The sequence below is a fragment of the Microbacterium sp. 71-23 genome (assembly GCF_001897265.1).
In the GTDB taxonomy this organism is placed as follows: domain Bacteria; phylum Actinomycetota; class Actinomycetes; order Actinomycetales; family Microbacteriaceae; genus Microbacterium; species Microbacterium ginsengisoli.
The window spans coordinates 168,733-188,342 of record NZ_MKSL01000035.1 but is presented as its reverse complement, the minus strand read 5'-3'; the positions used below and the strand labels follow the sequence as shown (position 1 = coordinate 188,342).

20 protein-coding genes and 1 pseudogene are annotated in these 19,610 nt (G+C 72.4%); 18 read left to right on the top strand and 3 right to left on the bottom strand.

The features are described 5' to 3' along the window. Positions 1–168 precede the first annotated feature (168 nt). From rplM to glmM, 3 genes are read left to right on the top strand one after another with little or no spacing between them, the layout of a single operon-like run. On the top strand, positions 169–615 hold the full coding sequence (gene rplM, locus BGO15_RS11500) for a 50S ribosomal protein L13 (RefSeq protein ID WP_045246273.1): 447 nt from the start codon (positions 169–171) through the stop codon (positions 613–615). 26 nt (positions 616–641) lie between these two features. Continuing rightward, positions 642–1,118, top strand: a complete 477-nt coding sequence (rpsI, locus tag BGO15_RS11495; RefSeq protein WP_056206062.1) for a 30S ribosomal protein S9 — start codon at positions 642–644, stop codon at positions 1,116–1,118. A gap of 8 nt (positions 1,119–1,126) precedes the next feature. Further along, a complete protein-coding gene (gene glmM, locus BGO15_RS11490; protein WP_056206060.1) occupies positions 1,127–2,482 on the top strand; it encodes a phosphoglucosamine mutase in 1,356 nt (451 codons plus the stop codon). 7 nt (positions 2,483–2,489) lie between these two features. On the opposite strand, the gene BGO15_RS11485 is transcribed toward glmM, so the two are convergent. Both BGO15_RS11485 and BGO15_RS11480 read right to left on the bottom strand, forming a co-directional pair. Then, on the bottom strand, positions 2,490–3,422 hold the full coding sequence (locus tag BGO15_RS11485) for a Ppx/GppA family phosphatase (RefSeq protein ID WP_056206058.1): 933 nt from the start codon (positions 3,420–3,422) through the stop codon (positions 2,490–2,492). Between the two features lie 48 nt (positions 3,423–3,470). Further along, positions 3,471–4,043 (bottom strand): YdcF family protein, encoded by a 573-nt coding sequence (locus tag BGO15_RS11480; protein ID WP_156454706.1) that lies wholly within the window; start codon positions 4,041–4,043, stop codon positions 3,471–3,473. A gap of 89 nt (positions 4,044–4,132) precedes the next feature. Between BGO15_RS11480 and coaA the strand changes: the two genes are divergently transcribed. The 14 genes from coaA (at position 4,133) to BGO15_RS11410 (ending at position 17,956) form a co-directional block, all read left to right on the top strand. Continuing rightward, complete coding sequence (coaA, locus tag BGO15_RS11475; RefSeq protein ID WP_056206054.1) at positions 4,133–5,086, top strand: type I pantothenate kinase; 954 nt, start codon at positions 4,133–4,135, stop codon at positions 5,084–5,086. Between the two features lie 224 nt (positions 5,087–5,310). Further along, entirely contained in the window at positions 5,311–6,573 is a 1,263-nt protein-coding gene (locus BGO15_RS11470; protein WP_056206052.1) for an efflux RND transporter periplasmic adaptor subunit, read from the top strand. Position 6,574: 1 nt separating this feature from the next. Then, positions 6,575–7,366 (top strand): ABC transporter ATP-binding protein, encoded by a 792-nt coding sequence (locus BGO15_RS11465; protein WP_082486256.1) that lies wholly within the window; start codon positions 6,575–6,577, stop codon positions 7,364–7,366. Then, positions 7,363–8,589 carry an ABC transporter permease gene (locus tag BGO15_RS11460; RefSeq protein ID WP_045246286.1) on the top strand — a complete coding sequence of 409 codons (1,227 nt, stop codon included), beginning with the start codon at positions 7,363–7,365 and terminating at the stop codon, positions 8,587–8,589. The genes BGO15_RS11465 and BGO15_RS11460 overlap by 4 nt, the downstream gene beginning before the upstream one ends. Position 8,590: 1 nt before the next feature. Then, positions 8,591–9,433: a DUF5666 domain-containing protein gene (locus BGO15_RS11455; protein ID WP_056206051.1), complete on the top strand. Its 843-nt coding sequence runs from the start codon at positions 8,591–8,593 to the stop codon at positions 9,431–9,433. A gap of 84 nt (positions 9,434–9,517) precedes the next feature. Beyond that, positions 9,518–11,188: an RND family efflux transporter gene (locus BGO15_RS11450; protein ID WP_056206049.1), complete on the top strand. Its 1,671-nt coding sequence runs from the start codon at positions 9,518–9,520 to the stop codon at positions 11,186–11,188. 48 nt (positions 11,189–11,236) lie between these two features. Continuing rightward, positions 11,237–13,087, top strand: a complete 1,851-nt coding sequence (gene glmS, locus BGO15_RS11445; RefSeq protein ID WP_045246607.1) for a glutamine--fructose-6-phosphate transaminase (isomerizing) — start codon at positions 11,237–11,239, stop codon at positions 13,085–13,087. Between the two features lie 16 nt (positions 13,088–13,103). Beyond that, on the top strand, positions 13,104–13,481 hold the full coding sequence (locus tag BGO15_RS11440; RefSeq protein ID WP_056206046.1) for a holo-ACP synthase: 378 nt from the start codon (positions 13,104–13,106) through the stop codon (positions 13,479–13,481). Further along, positions 13,478–14,599, top strand: coding sequence for an alanine racemase (gene alr, locus BGO15_RS11435; protein WP_056206044.1), 1,122 nt, complete (start codon positions 13,478–13,480; stop codon positions 14,597–14,599). The genes BGO15_RS11440 and alr overlap by 4 nt, the downstream gene beginning before the upstream one ends. Then, positions 14,596–15,099, top strand: coding sequence for a tRNA (adenosine(37)-N6)-threonylcarbamoyltransferase complex ATPase subunit type 1 TsaE (gene tsaE, locus BGO15_RS11430; protein WP_056206042.1), 504 nt, complete (start codon positions 14,596–14,598; stop codon positions 15,097–15,099). The genes alr and tsaE overlap by 4 nt, the downstream gene beginning before the upstream one ends. Positions 15,100–15,181: 82 nt before the next feature. Next, complete coding sequence (gene tsaB / locus BGO15_RS11425) at positions 15,182–15,862, top strand: tRNA (adenosine(37)-N6)-threonylcarbamoyltransferase complex dimerization subunit type 1 TsaB (protein WP_056518705.1); 681 nt, start codon at positions 15,182–15,184, stop codon at positions 15,860–15,862. Continuing rightward, positions 15,859–16,395, top strand: a complete 537-nt coding sequence (gene rimI, locus BGO15_RS11420; protein WP_235557371.1) for a ribosomal protein S18-alanine N-acetyltransferase — start codon at positions 15,859–15,861, stop codon at positions 16,393–16,395. The genes tsaB and rimI overlap by 4 nt, the downstream gene beginning before the upstream one ends. Next, positions 16,386–17,456, top strand: coding sequence for a tRNA (adenosine(37)-N6)-threonylcarbamoyltransferase complex transferase subunit TsaD (gene tsaD / locus BGO15_RS11415; protein ID WP_056206100.1), 1,071 nt, complete (start codon positions 16,386–16,388; stop codon positions 17,454–17,456). Before rimI ends, tsaD begins: the two co-directional genes overlap by 10 nt. Further along, positions 17,453–17,956, top strand: coding sequence for a hypothetical protein (locus BGO15_RS11410; protein ID WP_056206037.1), 504 nt, complete (start codon positions 17,453–17,455; stop codon positions 17,954–17,956). Before tsaD ends, BGO15_RS11410 begins: the two co-directional genes overlap by 4 nt. A gap of 55 nt (positions 17,957–18,011) precedes the next feature. Here BGO15_RS11410 and BGO15_RS11405 read toward each other — a convergent pair whose 3' ends face one another. Next, positions 18,012–19,205, bottom strand: coding sequence for a THUMP-like domain-containing protein (locus BGO15_RS11405; protein ID WP_056518707.1), 1,194 nt, complete (start codon positions 19,203–19,205; stop codon positions 18,012–18,014). Positions 19,206–19,362: 157 nt separating this feature from the next. Here BGO15_RS11405 and groES point away from each other — a divergent pair. Beyond that, positions 19,363–19,610 (top strand): annotated as a pseudogene (gene groES / locus BGO15_RS11400) (co-chaperone GroES); the annotation flags it as partial.

The following is a 19,610-nucleotide window of genomic DNA, read 5'->3' as shown; positions in this document are numbered from 1 at the left end:
CATTTGGCCGCGGCATCCCGATGACGTAGACTCTCCCTTTGGTGCGCCTTGCTGGGCGTCACCGCGAACGTGAGCCCTCCACTGGCGTCTTGCGCGAGCATCCCTCGCACAAGCACCCCGGAGCGGGATTCACGAACCTCTCCGTTCGATACAGAAAGCAGCACAACTGTGACGCGCACTTTCACCCCCAAGGCAGGCGAGATCCAGCGTGAATGGCTGGTCATCGACGCCACCGACGTCGTGCTCGGCCGCCTCGCCTCGCACGCTGCCGCGATCCTCCGCGGCAAGCACAAGCCCACCTTCGCGAACCACGTCGACACCGGCGACTTCGTCATCGTCGTCAACGCCGAGAAGGTGGCCCTCACCGGTCAGAAGCTCCAGCAGAAGCTCGCCTACCGCCACTCGGGCTACCCGGGCGGTCTCAAGGCGGTCGCCTACTCCGAGCTCCTCGAGAAGAACCCCGTCCGCGCCGTCGAGAAGGCGATCCGCGGCATGCTCCCCAAGAACAGCCTCGGTCGTCAGCAGCTGTCCAAGCTGAAGGTCTACGCGGGTGCCGAGCACCCGCACGCCGCGCAGCAGCCCAAGGCCTACACCTTCGACCAGGTCGCCCAGTAAGCGCCGCTCACCCAAAGGACACACTCGTGGCGAACATCCAGGACTCCACCGACAACAACTACTCGACCGAGACGCCGGCCGACGTGGTCGTCGACGCCCCCCGCCCCGTTCTCTCGGTGCCGGGTGCGGCCGTCGGCCGCCGCAAGCAGGCGATCGCCCGCGTCCGTCTCGTGCCGGGCTCCGGCTCGATCACGGTCAACGGCCGCACGCTCGAGGACTACTTCCCGAACAAGCTGCACCAGCAGCTCATCAACGACCCGTTCACGGTGCTGAACCTCGCGGGCGCCTACGACGTGATCGCCCGCATCCAGGGCGGTGGCCCCTCGGGCCAGGCCGGCGCGCTGCGCCTCGGCATCGCGCGCGCGCTCAACGAGATCGACGCCGAGAACAACCGCCCGACCCTCAAGAAGGCCGGCTTCCTCTCGCGTGACGCTCGCGTCAAGGAGCGCAAGAAGGCCGGTCTCAAGAAGGCGCGCAAGGCTCCTCAGTACTCGAAGCGCTGATCCGCTCCATGGCGCTGTTCGGCACGGACGGCGTGCGGGGGCTGGCCAACGGCCCCCTCACCGCCGATCTTGCTCTCACCCTGGCCCAGGCGACCGCGGTCGTCCTGGGCCAGGGCCGTTCCGCCGAGGCGCGGCGTGCCGCGGGGCGACGCCCACGCGCGGTGCTCGCGCGCGATCCGCGCATCTCCGGCGAGTTCCTCGCGGCGGCGGTCGCGGCCGGTCTGGCCTCCTCCGGCGTCGACGTCGATGACGCCGGAGTGCTGCCGACCCCGGCGGCCGCGTTCCTCGTGGCCGACACCGACGCCGACTTCGGCGTGATGGTCTCCGCGTCGCACAATCCCGCGCCCGACAACGGCATCAAGATCTTCGCGCGGGGCGGTGTGAAGCTCCCCGACGACGTCGAGCAGCGCATCGAGTTCGCGCTCGCAGGCCCCAAGCTGCAGCCGACCGGCGCCGGCGTGGGTCGTATCCGCCGCTTCGCGGACGCGGAGGACCGCTACGTCCTGCACCTGCTGCGTTCGCTGCCCCATCGCCTCGGCGGCCTCCATGTGGTGCTCGACTGCGCGCACGGCGCGGCATCCGGAGTCTCGCCCGAGACGTTCCGCGACGCGGGCGCCCGTGTGACGGTGATCGGCGCCGACCCCGACGGGCTCAACATCAACGAGGGCGTCGGCTCGACCCACCTCGACTCGCTCGCGGCGGAGGTCGTGCGGCTGGGCGCCGACATCGGCATCGCCCACGACGGCGACGCCGACCGGTGCCTCGCTGTCGATGCGGCGGGACGTGTGGTCGACGGCGACCAGATCATGGCGATCCTCGCGGTCGCGATGAAGGAACGCGGCGCGCTCTCGGACGACACCCTGGTCGCGACCGTGATGAGCAACCTGGGCCTGCATCGGGCCATGACCGATCGCGGCATCCGAGTCCTGCAGACCGCGGTCGGCGACCGCTACGTGCTCGAGGCGATGAACCAGGGCCGCTACTCGCTGGGCGGCGAGCAGTCCGGCCATGTGATCATGAGCGCCTTCGCGACGACGGGTGACGGCCTCCTGACCGGTCTGCACCTCGTCGCCGAGATGGCGCGCACCGGACGCTCGCTCGCCGAGCTCGCATCGACAATGACGGTCTACCCGCAGGTGTTGGTGAACGTGCGCGACGTCGATCGCACCCGCGTGGCCGACGCGCAGGTGGCGGCCGCGGTCGCGGCTGCGGAGGCGGAGCTGGGCGACACCGGCCGGGTGCTGCTGCGGGCGTCGGGTACGGAGCCGCTCGTGCGCGTGATGGTCGAAGCGGCGGATGCCGCCACCGCCGAGCGCATCGCGGCCACCCTCGCCGACGTGGTGCGCGAGCGCCTCGCGAACTGAGTCCCGCTCAGCTCCAGGCCATCGACTCGATGTAGCGCAGCAGCACGCCCTCGCGCAGTGCCCACGGGCTCACCTCGAGCTCGTCGACGTCCATGAGACGCATCGCGGTATGCACGACGACGGCGCTCGCGACGATCTGGAACGTGCGGTCGGCGGTGATGCCCGGCAGCTCCTGCCGGGCGGACGCGGGGATGCGCGCGAGCCGCGGAATCCACGAGCCGAGCGCGGCGCGGGGGAGCAGCATCCGCTCGATGCCCGACCAGCCCGGCACGGGGTAGCCGGCCAGCTTCGCGAGCGAGCGGATCGCCTTCGACGACCCGACGACGTGGTCGGGGCGCGCGAGGGCGCAGAAGGGTGCGAGCACGGGGTCGAGGGTCTGCTCGGCGTGTGCGCGCAGCCGCTCGACGGCGTCCTCTCCGGGCGGGTCGTCGTGCAGGAATTCGACGGTCATGCGTCCGCCGCCGAGGGGCACGGATGCCGCGGCCTCCGGCAGCTCGTCGGCGCCCGCCGCGATCTCGAGCGACCCGCCGCCGATGTCGAACAGCAGCACCTGTCCCGCCGACCAGCCGAACCAGCGGCGCACGGCGAGGAAGGTGTACCGGGCCTCGACCTCGCCCCCGAGCACCTGCAGCTCCTGTCCGAGGGCCGCCTCGATGCGGGCGATGACCTCGTCGCCGTTGGTCGCTTCGCGCACCGCGGAGGTCGCGGTCGCCAGCAGCTCGTCGACGCCCTGCTCCCGGGCGACCCGGGCGGCGTCCGCGACGGCCTGCTCGAGGGCGGACACGCCCTCCTCGCTGATCGATCCGTCGGGGGTCAGGAAGCGCATGAGTCGCAACACCGTGCGCGTGCTCGTCGACGCCAGGGGGCGGCCGCCCGGGTGGGCGTCGGCGACGAGCAGATGGACGGTGTTCGAGCCGATGTCGAGAACGCCGAGTCGCACGCGGTCAGCCTATCCGGCGCCCGCCCGCCGTCGCGGAGCGCCGAGACTCTACCCCGCCGTCGCGACCGGGGTGGGGACCGCGCTCATCGGCTCGGCGCACGGGAGGAGCCATGCCTTCACGAACGCCGTCGACTGGTAGAGGTACTGATACACCCACTGCCCGAAATCGAGGCGCTCCTCGACAGGCACGACGGTCACGTCGCCCGCATAGCAGCGTCCGAAGATGTAGCGGGTACGGGCGACATGGGGGGTGAAGGTGAGCACCACGACGCTCTGCGCGGCGTGATCGCGCGCGTAGGCCTGCAGCAGGGCGACCTCGCCCTTCGTGGTGAACGGTTCGGGCGTGGCGCAGGTCACGTCGGGCCGCGTGCACTCCGGCACGGTCGACGCCGGCATCCCCCCGCCGACCGAGACCAGCAGATGGGATGCCACGCCCTCGTCGAGCAGCTTCTGGGCGTCCGCCATGCGGGCCGGAGTGGGCGGCCCGATCACGTAGACGAGGTCCGCCCGCGCTACCGCCGGATGCGAGGGGAAGACGTAGAGGGGCAACCCGGCGACGGCGAGCACGACCGCCACGCCCATCGCGATGGCCGCGATGACGACCACCCGCCGTTCACGCATCGATAGCCTCCCTTCGGCGGCTCCGGTGCGCTCCTGTCACGGATGCTAGCGCAGCGGGGCCCGCCGGCCCGCGCCGCTAGGCTGACCCCGTGCCCGTCGACGACGCCTCACCCGAGACCCTCGCGCCCACGCTGTACCGCGCGATCGGTCGCGCGGACTGGTCGCGACTCGCGGCGGGCATGGAGCAGCCGCTGACCGAGGCGGAGGTCGTGCAGCTGCGCGGCATCGGCGACCGCCTCGACCTCACCGAGGTGCGCGAGGTCTATCTGCCGCTGAGCCGGCTGCTCTCGCTCTACGCGTCAGCGACGAAGCGGCTCGGCGCCGACGAGAGCGCCTTCCTCGGGGAGCCCGACACGACGACGCCGTTCGTCGTGGGCGTGGCCGGCTCCGTCGCGGTCGGCAAGTCCACGATCGCGCGTCTTCTGCGTGAGCTCATGAGCCGGTGGCCGGGAACGCCCCGCGTCGAGCTGATCACCACCGACGGGTTCCTCTACCCGAACGCGGAACTCGAGCGACGCGGCCTCATGGCCCGCAAGGGCTTCCCGGAGTCGTACGACCGGCGCGGCCTCGTCGACTTCCTCAGCGCCGTCAAGTCGGGCGCCGAGGAGGTCAAGGCACCGTGCTACTCGCACATGCGGTACGACATCGTCCCGGACGCCCACATCTCCGTGCACCGACCCGATGTGGTCATCGTCGAGGGTCTCAACGTGCTCCAGCCCCCGCCCTCGCCCAACGACGTCGCGGTGAGCGACCTGTTCGACTTCTCGATCTACGTCGACGCCGAACCCGACGACATCGCCCAGTGGTACACCGACCGCTTCCTCGCCCTGCGTCGCGGCGCGTTCAGCAACCCGTCCTCGTTCTTCAACGTGTTCGCGTCCCTGTCCGATGCGGAGGCCGTCGAGCGCGCGATGGGGTACTGGACCGAGATCAACCTGCCGAACCTCATCGAGAACGTGCTCCCCACCCGTCACCGGGCGAGTCTCGTCTTGCGCAAGGATCGCTCGCACGCGGTCGAGTCGGTGCTGCTGCGCAAGCTCTGAGGGCGCCGTCCGACACGCGGTGGGGCGACGCACCGAGAACTCTGAAGATCTCATAGCAATGCGCGCTGACGGTGCCGAAAAACACGGCAGGATGCCGCGAGATCCGCGTCATCACGCGGATCTCGCCCGCGAGGCGAATCCATAGAGACGCCATAGCGCAACCGCCCGCCAGCCCAGCCGAGCACTCCTAGCCTCGTCGAGGATTCACTCGAAAGGACCGAGGCATGGCAAAGAAGCGCGCTCCGCGCTCGCGTCGCTGGTGGCGCAGGCCGGCAGTCATCATCACCATCGTGGCCGTCGTCGTCGTGGCAGGAGCGGGCACCGCGGCGGCGGTGTTCTTCCTCTCGCCGAAGGCGGCGACCCAGCGCCTGGTCGCGGCCGCCGTCGGCACGTACGACCAGAGCGTCTCGGCGTCGGGCACGATCGAGCCGGCGACGGTCGCGAACCTCACCTTCTCCTCGAGCGGCACCGTCACGGCCGTCGACGTGCAGGTCGGGCAGACGGTCACGGTCGGTCAGGCGCTCGCCTCCATCGACCCGACTCAGCTGCAGAGCCAGGTCACCCTCGCCCAGGCGGAGCTCAACCAGGCCGAGACCCAGCAGACGGCCGCCGCCGGCGGCACCTCGGCGCAGGTGGCCGCGGCATCCGCTCAGGTCGCCTCGGCGCAGGCGAAGCTGCAGCTCGCGCAGACCGCCGTCAGCCAGGCGACGCTCAGTTCTCCGATCGCCGGCGTCGTCGCCGCGGTGAACGTGTCGGTCGGTGCCCAGATCGGGTCGAGCGGGACCTCCTCGTCGTCCAGCAGCTCGTCGGCGTCGCGCACCTCGACGAGCACCGGGACGTCGTCGACCTCGAGCACGCCGACGAGCTCGGCGGCGGCCATCACCGTCATCTCGCCCACCTCATGGGTCGTCTCCACCACGGTCAGCAACGCGGACCTCGCGAACATCAAGACCGGCATGCAGGCGCAGGTGACGCCCACGGGCGCCACCCAGGCGATCTTCGGCACCGTGCAGTCGATCGGCGTGCAGTCGACCTCGAGCACCGCCGGCGTCGCCCAGTTCCCGGTCACCGTCGCGCTGACGGGCTCGCCGACCGGGCTGTACGCCGGCACGGTGGCGAGCGTGAACATCATCACGAAGGAGCTCGACAACGTGCTCACCGTCCCGACGGCGGCCGTGCGCACCGAGAACGGCCAGACGGTCGTCACCGTCAGCGACAACGGGTCGCAGCAGACCGTGCAGGTCACCCTCGGCCAGATCTTCGGGGCCCAGACGCAGATCACCAACGGTCTGACGGAGGGTCAGGAGGTCGTGGTGCCGGTCACGCAGTCGTTCCGCACCGGATCGGGATCGGGCGGCTCCAGCATCTTCGGCGGCACCGGCGGCACCGGCGGCTCGGGTCGCACGGGCGGCACGGGCGGCTCCGGCACGGGTGGCTCCGGCCGCACGGGTTCGGGATCCGGATCCTCGACCTCGGGCGGCAACTGACATGCTCGGCGAACCGATCATCGAGCTCGACGACGTGCGCAAGTCGTACGTCATCGGCGACATCGAGGTGCAGGCGCTGCGGGGCCTGAGCCTGACCGTGCGCGAGGGCGACTACCTCGCCGTCATGGGCCCGTCGGGCTCCGGCAAGTCGACGCTGATGCACATCCTCGGATGCCTCGACATCCCGACCTCCGGCTCCTACCGGCTGGCCGGCGACGATGTGTCCACCCTCACGGAGGCGCAGCTGGCCGAGATCCGGAACCGGCGCATCGGGTTCGTCTTCCAGCAGTTCAACCTGCTGCCGAGCCTCACCGCCTGGCGCAACGTGGAGCTGCCGCTCGTGTACGCCGGTGTCGGGCGGGAGGAGCGCAAGCGGCGGGCCATCGAGGCGCTGGAGAGCGTCGGGCTCGGCAGTCGCATCGACCACCGCCCGAACGAGCTCTCCGGCGGCCAGCAGCAGCGCGTCTCGGTCGCCCGGGCGCTCGTCACGAAGCCCAGCCTGATCCTGGCGGACGAGCCGACCGGAAATCTCGACAGCGTCTCGACCGAGGACATCCTCGCCCTCTTCGACGAGCTGCATCAGCAGGGGCGCACCGTCGTCGTCATCACCCATGAGCACGAGGTGGCCGACCGTGCCGCGTACGCCGTGAGCATCCGCGACGGCGAGCTGCAAGACCCGGACGGCGTGCTGGCTGCGGCGGCGATCGTCCCCGCGGCGGGCGCGCACGCGGCATCCGCTCCGTCCCCCACCGACCTGCCCGACCACCCCACCTCGATCGGAGACGAACGATGAACTGGGCGGAGACGCTGCGCACCGCGCTCGACGCGATCCGGCACCGCCGGATGCGCTCCGCGCTGACCGTGCTCGGCATCCTCATCGGGATCGCCGCGGTCATGCTGACGGTCGGCCTCGGACAGGGCGCGCAGCAGCAGGTCGCCGCGCAGATCAACTCTCTCGGCTCGAACCTGCTCGTCGTCACGCCCGGCTCCACGACGAGTGTCGGCGGAGTGCGCGGCGGTGCCGGCTCGGCGTCGACGCTCACCTCCGCCGATGCCGCGCTGCTCGCCAACACCACGGTCGCGCCCGACATCGGGGCCGTCGCGCCCGTGTCGACGACCTCGCAGCTGGCGGTTGCCGGAACGTCGACCTGGACCACCTCGATCGTCGGCACCACGCCGACGTGGCTGACGGTGCGCGCCCGGTCGGTGGTGTCGGGCCGGTTCTTCACGAACGACGATCTGAACAACCTCTCGCGCGTCGCCGTGATCGGGTCCACGACCGCGTCCGATCTGTTCGGGTTCCGTGATCCGGTCGGCCAGCAGGTGACGATCGCGAACATCCCGTTCACGATCATCGGCGAGCTGAACACGGCCGGATCGACCGTCGGCGGCGACCAGGACGATCAGCTGGTCGTGCCGTCGACCACGTGGGCGTCGATCTTCTCCAGCTCGGGCGGCTCGACGATCTCCTCCATCTATGTCGAGGCGGCGAGCACGCAGGCGCTGTCGGCGGCCTACCAGGAGACCGACAATGCGCTGCTGACCCAGCACGGGGTGACGGCCTCGAACGCGGACTTCCAGGTCGCGAGCCAGGCCTCGCTGCTGCAGACCGCGACCTCCACGACGCAGATCCTCACGATCCTCCTCGCGGGCATCGCGGCGATCTCGCTGCTGGTCGGCGGCATCGGCGTGATGAACATCATGCTCGTGTCGGTGACCGAGCGGGTGCGCGAGATCGGTCTGCGCAAGGCGCTGGGTGCGACCCCGCGAGCCATCCTGCGGCAGTTCCTCGTCGAGGCGAGCGTGCTCGGCCTCATCGGCGGGCTCCTGGGCATCGCGCTCGGCACGATCGGCGCGCTCACCCTTCCTGCGGTGCTCGGCCAGCCCGTGCTGCTCTCCCTGCCGGTCGCGCTGGGCGCCCTGCTGGTCTCTTTGATTATCGGAATCGTCGCGGGGGTCTACCCCGCGGGACGAGCGGCGCGCCTTGCGCCGATCGACGCGCTGAGGAGCGAATGACATGAGGTACTCCAAGACCGGTCTGCTGGCGGTTCTCGCCGGCGCCGCCATCGTGCTGTCGGCCTGCTCGGCCGCCGGCGCCACCGATTCGGGCAACGCCGCCCCCAACCCCGCTCCCTCGAGCAGCCGCGCGGCCCGCATCCCGGGCGTCAGCGGGCAGGTCGCGGCGCTGAACGGAAGCACGGCGCAGGTGCAGACGCGCACCGCGCAGACGGCGGTCACGTGGACGGGGTCGACCACCTTCGAGGTGCAGAAGAGCGCGGATGCCACGGCTCTCGCAACCGGCGACTGCGTCGTCGTCCGTGCGGATCAGAGTGGGTCCAGCGGGTCCGCCACGCCGGCGACGCAGGTCGCCGCGGCCTCGGTGGAGATCACCTCCAGCGGCGGGTCGACGTGCACCGCCGGGTTCGGTGGCGGCGCCGGCGGCGGAGCCGGACAGGGCGGGTCGGGCGGCCCCGCATCCGGATCGGGCAGTGCGACCCCGCGCGCCGGCGGCTTCGGTGGTTTCGGTGCGTTCGGACAGATCGCGTCGCTCTCGAACGGATCGTTCGTGGTGACCGAGGCGGCGCGGGGCGGCGGCTCGTCGACCCAGGTGACGGTGACGACATCCTCCTCGACGACCTACACCCAGCTGGCATCCGGGACCGCGAGCGATGTGGCGGTCGGCGTCTGCGTGACCGCGACCGGAACGAAGGATGACACCGGCGCCCTGACGGCGACATCGCTCACCGTCAGTCAGCCCGTCAACGGCACGTGCTCGAGCGGCTTCGGAGGTCGCTCCGGCTCCGGCTCCGGCTCCGGTTCGGGGTCCGGCTCCTCGGGCTCCTCCGGCTCGAACTCCTGACCTCGCCGTCGATGACACAGCCCGCCGGCCCGATCGCGCATCCCGCGCGTCGGATCCGGCGGGCCTGACGAGAAAGAACTCCCCATGTCTCCCACGCGACAGCGTCGACGTCTCACCTGGATCATCGGCAGTGCCGTCGGTGCCGTGATCGTGATCGTGGCCGCGGGCGGCGCGGTCGTGGCCGTGCAGGCCTCGACCGGCTCCGACCGCTATCGCACGGCGGCGGTGTCCACCGGTGCCGTGTCGCAGGTGCTCACCCTCACGGGCACGGTGCAGCGGCTCGGCGACACCTCGGTCGGTTTCGCGACGTCGGGCACCGTGACGAGCATCCCGGTGGCGGTGGGCCAGACGGTGACCGAGGGGCAGACCCTCGCCACGATCGACCCGGCGCCGCTCGAGTCGGCGCTGCTGGCCGCGCAGGCGCAGCTCGCCAACGACCAGGTGACGCTCGAGTCTGCGCAGTCGGGCACCGCGACGAGCGGCGCCTCGGGTGGTTCCGGCGGCACCACCGCGAGCGGATCGTCGTCGGGTTCCTCCGGCGGATCGGCGGCGGGCGGATCGTCGTCCGGATCGACGTCCGCGCTCACGGCGGCGATCACCGCGATGGATGCCGCGGTCAAGGCGGAGGGCGCAGCGTGCGCCGCGCTGCTCGCCCCGGCCGCGCCGCACCCGTCGAGCTCGCCGTCGCCGACCGATTCCCCGACCGCCACGCCCGCTCCCACCGACAGCCCGAGCCCGTCGGCCACGCCCACCGATTCCCCGACGCCCACCCCGAGCCCCTCGGCATCGCCCTCGGCCCCGACGCCGGCGGAGATCCAGCAGTGCACGACCGCCATCGCGAAGGCGAGCGCGGCGATCTCCCAGGCCGCCGCGACGATCGTGCAGGCGTCGAAGAGCGCCGGGACGTCCTCGACGTCCAGCCACGGCGCGACAGGCTCGACCACGTCGACCACGTCGACCACGTCCTCGACGTCGCAGGCCGCCGCGCAGGCGAGTCGCGTCGCGTCCGCCGCCGTCGCCGTGCTGCAGGATCAGTCGGCCGTCTCGACGGCGCAGGCCAACCTCGCCGATGCGACGCTCGTCGCCCCGGTCGGCGGCGTGGTCGCCAGCATCCCGTTCTCGGTCGGCGACACCGCCACCACCAGCGAGGCGGTCATCATCTCGGCGGCGGGCGACGCCGACATCACCGTCGACGTGCCGATCTCCGACATGTCGCTCGTGAAGTCGGGTCTCGCCGCGCAGGTCACGCCCGACGGTGCCCAGGCGGCCCTCACGGGCAGCGTCGCGACCGTGAGCCTTCTCCCCGTCTCGTCCACGGCCTCCACGCCGTCCTATCCCGCCGTCGTGACGGTCGCCAACCCTCCGATCGCGCTGGCGACCGGATCCCAGGCGGTCGTCGCGCTGACCGTGGCATCCGCCACCAACGCGCTGCGGGTGCCGACGTCGGCGCTGAGCGGTCTGGCCGGCAACGCGGCCTCGGCGATCGTGCTCAGCGGATCCGACTCGACCTCGTCGGTATCGGTGCAGGTCGGCGCCGTGGGTGACGGCTGGGCGCAGATCGTCAGCGGGCTGCAGATCGGACAGCAGGTCGTCCTCGCCGACAACCAGGCGACGCTGCCCAGCAACTCGAGCACCTCGACCGGCCGTTTCGGTTCGGGCGGCGGATTCGGCGGCGGCTCGTTCACGGGCGGAACCCGCACGGGCGGCACCACGGGCGGCACCACCGGCGGATCGTCCTCGCGCACCGGCGGCTGAGCCGCGCTGACGGATTCCACACATGCCGGCGACCCTAGGATTGTCGGCATGTGTGGAATCGTCGGTTATGTCGGCCCGCGGCCGAGCCAGGACATCCTGATCGCGGGTCTCGCCCGCCTCGAATACCGCGGCTACGACTCCGCCGGCGTCGCCGTGATCGGTGAGGACGGCACACTCGGCATGCGCAAGCGGGCCGGCAAGCTCAGCGTGCTGCGCGACGACCTCACCGCTCATGCGCTGCCCGACGGCACGACCGGCATCGGCCACACCCGGTGGGCGACCCACGGCGGCCCGACCGACGCGAACGCACACCCGCATCTCGCCGACGACGACAAGCTCGCCGTCATCCACAACGGCATCATCGAGAACTTCGCCGCCCTCAAGGCCGACCTCCTCTCCGACGGCTACACGTTCCGCAGCGAGACGGACACCGAGGTCGCCGCGGTGCTGCTCGGCCGCGAATACCGCGCCACCGGCGACCTCGTCGAGGCGTTCCGCGCGACGGTCGCCAAGCTCGACGGCGCCTTCACCCTCCTCGCGATGCACCAGGACCAGCCCGGGCTCGTCGTCGGCGCCCGCCGCAACTCCCCGCTCGTCATCGGACTCGGCGAGGGCGAGAACTTCCTCGGGTCGGATGTCGCGGCCTTCGTCGAGCACACCCGCCACGCCCTCGCGATCGGCCAGGACGAGATCGTCGCGATCACGCCCGAGGGCGTCACTGTCACCGACTTCCACGGCGAGCCGGTCGAGGTGGAGCCGTTCGAGGTCACCTGGGACGCCTCGGCCGCCGAGAAGGGCGGCTGGTCGTCGTTCATGGCCAAGGAGGTCTCCGAGGAGCCGGAGGCCGTCGCCAACACGCTCCGCGGCCGCATCCGTCACGGCGCGGTGGAGATCCCCGAGCTCGACGGTCTCGATGAGCTGTTCGCCTCGGTGTCGCGCATCGTCGTGATCGCCTGCGGCACGGCCGCCTACGCCGGGCAGGTCGGCAAGTACGCGCTCGAGAAGTGGGCGAACGTGCCGGTCGAAGTCGAGCTGTCGCACGAGTTCCGCTACCGCGACCCGGTGCTCGACGCGAACACGCTCGTCGTCTCGATCAGCCAGTCCGGCGAGACGATGGACACCCTCATGGCGGTCAAGTACGCCCGCGAGCGCGGGGCGAAGACCCTGTCGATCTGCAACACGCAGGGCGCGACGATCCCGCGCGAGTCCGACGCGATCGTCTACACGCACGCCGGCCCCGAGGTCGCCGTCGCCTCGACGAAGGCGTTCACCGCCCAGATCACGGCCCTCTACCTGCTGGCCCTCCACGTCGCGCGCGTGCGCGGGTCGCTCTCGCCGACCGAGATCGCCCAGCACGTCCTCGAGCTCGAGGCGATCCCCGAGAAGATCCAGCGGGTGCTCGACCGTGAGCACGACCGCACCACGCAGCTCGCGCGCTGGATGGCCGACACCCGTTCGGTGCTGTTCCTCGGCCGCAACGTCGGCTACCCGATCGCCCTGGAAGGCGCTCTCAAGCTCAAGGAGATCTCCTACATCCACGCGGAGGGCTTCGCCGCCGGCGAGCTCAAGCACGGCCCGATCGCGCTCATCGAGCCCGGCCAGCCCGTGTTCGTGCTGGTGCCCTCCCCGCGCGGCTCGTCGGTCATCCACGACAAGGTGGTCTCCAACATCCAGGAGATCCGCGCCCGCGGTGCCCGGGTCATCGTCATCGCCGAAGAAGGGGATGCCGCGGTCCTCCCGTTCGCCGACGAGGTGCTGCACATCCCGCTGGCGGGTCCGCTGTTCGAGCCGCTGCTCGCCGTGGTCCCGCTCCACATCTTCGCGATGGGGCTCGCGAGCGCCAAGGGACTGGACGTCGACCAGCCGCGCAACCTCGCGAAGTCCGTCACGGTCGAGTGAGCGCGAGGCGCGGGGGATGATCGTGGGGATCGGCGTCGACCTGGTCGACGTGCCGCGGTTCGAGGCATCCCTCTCGCGCACCCCGCGGCTGCTCGAGCGGCTCTTCTCGCCCGCCGAGCGGGCGTTGAAGCCGCGTTCGCTCGCGGCACGGTACGCCGCGAAGGAGGCGCTGATCAAGGCGCTCGGCGGCTCGGACGGGGTGCACTGGACCGAGATCGAGGTGGCGTCGGAGACCTCCGGCAAACCCGTGTTCGCGCTCACCGGCGGCACCGCGCAGACGGTGGCCGCACGCGGCATCACCGCGGTGCACCTGTCGATGTCGCACGACGCGGGACTCGCGACCGCGTACGTGGTCGCGGAGGGCCGGGGAGAGCCGGGGGAGGGGGCATCATGACGCTGCCGGCGGGAACCATGCGCGAGGCGGTGATCGACACCGAGGCGATCGCCGACAATGTGAGGGCGTTCCGGCGCCGCACCGGCGTCGACGTGATCGCGGTCGTGAAGGCCGACGGCTACGGTCACGGCGCCGTCCGCGCCGCCCAGGGCGCGCTCGACGGCGGGGCGACCCGTCTCGGCGTCGTCGACGTCGACGAGGCGCTCGCCCTGCGTCGCGGTGGCATCGATGCGCCGCTCATGGCGTGGCTGCACGCCCCGGGACTGTCGTTCGGCCGCGCGGTCGAGGCGCACATCGAGCTCGGCATCTCCGACCTCGACCAGCTGAACCGGGCCGCGGCCGCCGCGACCGGCGACAGGCCCGCGCGCCTGCACCTGAAGGTCGAGACCGGACTCGCCCGCAACGGCATCCCGCCCGAGGCGCAGCGCAGCGTCTTCGCCGAGGCCGCGCGTCTCGAGCGCATCGGGCGCGTGCACGTCGTCGGCATCTTCAGCCACCTCTCCAACACGTCGCCCGATGACGACCGCGACGCCATCGCGCGGTTCGACGAGTCGCTCGCGGTGGCCGCGGCATCCGGTCTCACCCCCCGCGTGCGCCACCTCGCGGCCACGCAGGCGGCCATCGACCTGCCTGAGTCGCGCTATGACGCGGTGCGCATCGGGCTCGGCATCTACGGGCTCTCGCCCTTCAGCTACCGCTCGCCCGCCGAGCTGGGGCTGCGGCCCGCGATGACGCTGCGCGCCGCGATCGCGGCCGTGCGGCGGGTGCCGGCGGGCCACGGGGTCTCCTACGGCTACACCTACCGCACCGACCGCGAGACGACCCTCGCCCTCGTGCCCCTCGGCTACGCCGACGGGGTGCCGCGGCAGGCGAGCGGCGTCGGCCCCGTCGTCATCGGCGACCGCCGTTTCCCGGTGGCCGGTCGCATCGCGATGGACCAGTTCGTCGTGGATGTCGGCGACCACCCGGTCGCGGTGGGCGACGAGGCGGTGCTGTTCGGCGATCCGACCTACGGCGCCCCGCTCGCCGACGACTGGGCGCAGGCCGCCGGCACCATCAACTACGAGGTCGTGACCCGCATCGGCCCGCGCGTGCCACGGCGGACGGCGACGCGATGAGCGTTCCCGACGCGCTCCTGGGTGCGCGCCGCATCGAGGCGCCCGCCGACATGGAGGCGCTCGGCCGCGCGCTCGGAGAGGCGCTGCGCCCCGGCGACGTGGTCGTGCTCACCGGCCCCCTCGGCGCCGGCAAGACGACCCTCACCCGCGGGATCGGCGCAGGCCTCGGCGTGCGCGGCCCGGTGCAGTCGCCGACCTTCGTCGTCGCCCGCACGCACCCCTCGCTCGTGGGCGGCGCGCCCCTCGTGCACGTCGACGCGTACCGCCTCGGCTCGGCCGCCGAGCTCGACGACCTCGACCTCGACCTCGGCTCGTCGGTGACGATCGTGGAATGGGGTCGCGGGATGGTCGAGGCCCTCACGGACGCCTGGTGGGAGGTCGAGATCGAGCGTCCGACCGGCGGCCGCGGCGCCGACACGATGTGCGGCGACGCGTCGCGGCGCACCGACGAGCTCGACGCCGACGCCCCGCGGACTGTGACGATCTCCCGCCGTCCCTGATCGCGGCACGCGCCCGGCCGGGCCCGGCCGGGCGATCGGCCGCGATCCCCGGGACGTGCCGGTGGCGGCATACCCTAGAGAGGTGATCCTCGGCATCGACACCTCGCTCGGCACGGCCGTCGCCGTCGTCGACGCCGACGGGGTGGTGCGCTCCGAGGCGACGAGTGCGAATCCGCTCGGCCATGCCGAGGTGATCGGCGATCTGCTCGCCGCAGCGCTGGCCGCGGCATCCGTCACCGCCGCGATCGGCGCGCAGGTCGACGCGCCTGCGCCGACCGCCCTCACGCAGGTCGTCGCCGGCATGGGACCGGGGCCCTTCACCGGCCTGCGCATCGGCATCGCCGCCGCGCGCACGTTCGCGCTGGCCCGCGACCTTCCCGTGATCGCGGTTCCGAGTCACGACGCGGTCGCCCTGTCGATCCTGCTGCGCGCCGCGATCGCAGGCGACGATGCCGGCCGCTTCGCCGTCGTCACCGACGCGCGCCGCCGCGAGTTCGCCTACTCGGTCTACGAGGGACTCGACGACGACGGGCTGCCGGTGCGGATCGGCGACGCGGCACTCGCGCCGCGCGCCGACCTCGACGCTGCCCTCGCCGAGCGGGGCGCGCGACGCGAGGATGCGGCATCCATCCCGGCGGCGCTGCTCGCGCTCGCCGGCGCCCGGGCGGTCGCCGCGTCGCGCGTGCTCACGCGCGACGAGCCGCTCTACCTGCGCTCTCCCGACGTGACCCTGCCGGGCGCCCCGAAGCGGGTGACGGCGTGATCCGCGACGCGACCCTCGACGACCTCGCCGCCATCATGGCCCTCGAGCACGCGGCGTTCCCCACCGACGCGTGGAGCGAGCCGATGATGCGCGAGGAGCTGCGCTCGCCGCACGGGCGCTACTACGTCGTCGAGCAGGCCGGCCGTCTGATCGGCTATGCGGGGCTGCGCGCCCCGTGGGGCGGGCGCGACGGCGACGTCCAGACCATCGCGCTCGAGAGCGCGGCGCGGGGGCGGGGTCAGGGGCGAGCGCTGCTGCGGCACCTGCTCGCGGAGGCCGCCGCGCGGGGCGTCGCCGAGGTGTTCCTCGAGGTGCGCGACGACAATCCGGTCGCGCAGGCGCTGTACCGCTCCGAGGGGTTCGTCGAGGTCGGCCGGCGCCCCCGCTACTACCAGCCCGACGACGTCGATGCGATCGTGATGAGCCTGGATGTCGCGGCCTGGCGCGGCGCCGCAGAGGACACGGCCGCCGCACAGAGCCCCGCCGCCGGTGAGGGCCCCGCCGATACCGCCCGGGGAGCGTGGTGCACGTGAACCGTGACCAGCCCCTCGTGCTCGGCATCGAGACGAGCTGCGACGAGACCGGCATCGGCATCGTGCGCGGCCGCACCCTGCTGAGCAACACGATCGCGAGCTCGATGGCCGAGCACGCCCGCTATGGCGGCGTCGTGCCCGAGGTCGCGGCCCGCGCCCACCTCGAGGCGCTGCAGCCCTCGATCGCCGCCGCGCTCGCCGAGGCGGGCGTGACGCTCGCCGAGCTCGACGCGGTCGCCGTCACGAGCGGCCCGGGCCTCGCGGGTGCGCTGATGGTCGGCATCGGGGCCGCGAAGGGGCTCGCGACCGGGCTCGGCGTGCCGCTGTACGCCGTGAACCACCTGGTCGGGCACATCGCCGCCGACATCCTCGCCGAAGACGCGGCCCCGCTGGAGTACCCGACGGTCGCGCTGCTGGTCAGCGGTGGGCACACCTCGCTGCTGCTCGTGCGCGACCTCACGAGCGACGTCGAGCTTCTCGGCGAGACGATGGACGACGCGGCCGGCGAGGCGTTCGACAAGATCGCCCGCATCCTCGGGCTGCCCTACCCCGGCGGTCCCGAGATCGACAGGGCCGCGGCATCCGGAGACCCGGACGCCATCCGCTTCCCGCGCGGGCTGGCGCGGGCGTCCGATCTGCACGAGCACCGCTACGACTTCTCGTTCTCGGGGCTGAAGACGGCCGTCGCGCGCTATGTCGAGCAGCAGGGAGCGGATGCCTCGGTGCCCGACATCGCGGCATCCTTCCGCGAAGCGGTGGTCGATGTCCTCGTGACGAAGGCCCTCGACGCCTGCGCCCGGTTCGACGTGCCCCGGCTCCTGCTCGGCGGCGGGGTGATCGCCAACCGGCGACTGCGCGAGGTCGCGACGGCGCGGGCCGAGGCTGCCGGGGTCACCGTGCGCATCCCCCCGCTCAGCCTCTGCACTGACAACGGCGCGATGATCGCGGCGCTGGCCGCCGAGCTCATCGCCTCGGGCCGCGCACCCTCGACCCTCGCTTTCGGCGCGGACTCGACGCTGCCGGTGACCGAGATCCAGGTGGCCGAGGGGGTGCCCGCGTGAGCGGCGAGCGCGCGGGGGCCCCGGAGGACCGGTCCGCCGCGACGGCCGGCGGGGCGTGGCCGCTCCCGGCACACGGTGCCGACGCGGTCGAACCGCCCTCGCCCGATGTGGTGACACCGCCGGCGAGTGCGGCGCTTCCAGGCGCTCACCGTGGCGGCTTCTCGCGCGAGCTCACGGCGCCCGTCGATGTCGCCGCCCTGCAGCCCGTGCACGAGCAGACGGTCTTCGACGTGCCGGCGCCGGCGCCGGCGGTGCGTCATCCGGTGCCGCTGTCGGCGCTCGGCCTGGGCACCGCGATCATCGCGCTCGGCGCCTCTCTGGTCGTCGGATGGATGCTGCCGCTCGGCGTGCTCGCGGTCGGATTCGGCATCGCGGCCCGGCGGCGTCCGTCCCCGGGACGTGCGATGGCGATCTGGGCGATCGCGCTCGGCGCCGGGTCGATCCTCTACAGTGCGGCGTGGCTGACCTGGGCGGTCGTCGCCTCCGGCTCGCTCGGCTGACGGTCCCTCGCCGAGGGTCCCCTCGCCCGCCGACGTCGCGACCGGCGCCCGCGGCTCAGTCGTCGACGCGGTCGGCGAGCAGCGCCACCCGCCGGTCGCCGATGCGGGTGACGAACAGAGTGGCCGATTCATCGCCTCGCAGCGCGAGCGCGCGACGCAGCGCTGCCGGGTCGACGTCGACGCCCCGCTTCTTGATCTCGAGGCGGCCGATGCCGCGGGCGCGCAGCGCCTTCGCGAGCGGTTTCGTCGCGACGGGGAGCTCGTCCCGCACGCGGAAGCTCTGCACGAACGGGCTCGTGAGCGCGGCGTCCGAGGTCAGATAGGCGATGTGCGGGTCGATCGTGCCCGCCTCCAGCGCCCGCGCGACGTCGCCGATGAGGCGCGCGCGGATCACCGCCCCCTCGGGTTCGTGCAGGTAGGCGCCGACCGGGCGTGCGTCGACGTCGGGAGCGTCCCCGGCCGCCGTGATCTCGTGCACGCGCTCCCCGCGGATCACGAGTGCCGCCCGGCGCACGCCGTCGCGGGCGAGCGCGCCGGTGAAGAGCACGAGCTCGACGGTCGATCCGTCCACCGAGATCCACTGCGCCTCCGCATCCGCGGGGATCTCGGCCCGATCGAACGCGGGCCCGAGCTTGATGCCCGCGCTCGTGCGCGCCGCGAGCGGGAACACCCACTCCAGCGAGGGGGTGTACTCGGATGCCGCGACCCGCGCCTGCGCGTCGTGACCGGCGACGCGGCGGGCCGGGTCGAGCCACACGGCGTCCATGCCGCCGAGGTCCACGTCTTCGGCGCGGGCGTGACGCACCTCGACGGCATCGCCGAACGGGGCGAGGTTGTACGCGGCGACCGCGGCGGTGACCTCGTCGGCGTCGACGGCGAGGACCGACATCCCGAGCCCGGCGAAGCCGAGGCTGTCGCCGCCGATGCCGCAGCCGAGGTCCGCGACGCGCCCGATGCCGGCGTCGCGGAATCGGGCGGCATGGCGGGCGGCGACGACCGGGCGTGTCGACTGCTCCAGGCCCGCGCGGGTGAAGAGCATGCCGGCGGCGAGTTCGCCGAACTTGGCGGCGCCCCGGGCGCGCAGGTGCGCCTGCGAGACGAGCGCGGTCACGGTGTCGGGGTCGAGGCCCTCGGTCCGCAGGCGACTCACCGCGCGGGCGGTGTCGTCGGTCGTGGCGAGGGGTCCCAGCTCGTCGAGCCGGCGCAGCCCCTCGGGGGTGAGCACGGCGCGCAGCTGGTCCATCCGCATCCCGCCAGCCTAGGCCGGAGCGTCCCGCGACGAGCGCGACGGCGTATGACGTCTTCTGGCACTCGCGTTGCATGAGTGCCAGCACTTGCCTACACTGGCGTTAGCACTCTCGGTATGTGGGTGCTAACGAGTCTTCCGTCCAAGAAAGAGGTACACCGTGTCGGTTTCCATCAAGCCGCTCGAGGACCGCATCGTCATCCAGCAGGTCGAGGCCGAGCAGACCACGGCCAGCGGGCTCGTCATCCCCGACACCGCCAAGGAGAAGCCCCAGGAGGGCCAGGTCGTGGCTGTGGGCCCGGGTCGCATCGACGACAACGGCAACCGCATCCCGCTCGACGTCGCCGTCGGCGACCGCGTGATCTACAGCAAGTACGGCGGCACCGAGGTCAAGTTCGGCGCCGACGA

Bases quoted from the DNA above. Each gene is read 5' to 3' on its own strand.
- glmM (WP_056206060.1), top strand. From the start codon at position 1,127: ATGGCGCTGTTCGGCACGGACGGCGTGCGGGGGCTGGCCAACGGCCCC.
- BGO15_RS11480 (WP_156454706.1), bottom strand. From the start codon at position 4,043: ATGCGTGAACGGCGGGTGGTCGTCATCGCGGCCATCGCGATGGGCGTG.
- BGO15_RS11470 (WP_056206052.1), top strand. From the start codon at position 5,311: ATGGCAAAGAAGCGCGCTCCGCGCTCGCGTCGCTGGTGGCGCAGGCCG.
- BGO15_RS11465 (WP_082486256.1), top strand. From the start codon at position 6,575: ATGCTCGGCGAACCGATCATCGAGCTCGACGACGTGCGCAAGTCGTAC.
- BGO15_RS11460 (WP_045246286.1), top strand. From the start codon at position 7,363: ATGAACTGGGCGGAGACGCTGCGCACCGCGCTCGACGCGATCCGGCAC.
- BGO15_RS11455 (WP_056206051.1), top strand. From the start codon at position 8,591: ATGAGGTACTCCAAGACCGGTCTGCTGGCGGTTCTCGCCGGCGCCGCC.
- BGO15_RS11450 (WP_056206049.1), top strand. From the start codon at position 9,518: ATGTCTCCCACGCGACAGCGTCGACGTCTCACCTGGATCATCGGCAGT.
- glmS (WP_045246607.1), top strand. From the start codon at position 11,237: ATGTGTGGAATCGTCGGTTATGTCGGCCCGCGGCCGAGCCAGGACATC.
- BGO15_RS11440 (WP_056206046.1), top strand. From the start codon at position 13,104: ATGATCGTGGGGATCGGCGTCGACCTGGTCGACGTGCCGCGGTTCGAG.
- alr (WP_056206044.1), top strand. From the start codon at position 13,478: ATGACGCTGCCGGCGGGAACCATGCGCGAGGCGGTGATCGACACCGAG.
- tsaE (WP_056206042.1), top strand. From the start codon at position 14,596: ATGAGCGTTCCCGACGCGCTCCTGGGTGCGCGCCGCATCGAGGCGCCC.
- BGO15_RS11405 (WP_056518707.1), bottom strand. From the start codon at position 19,205: ATGCGGATGGACCAGCTGCGCGCCGTGCTCACCCCCGAGGGGCTGCGC.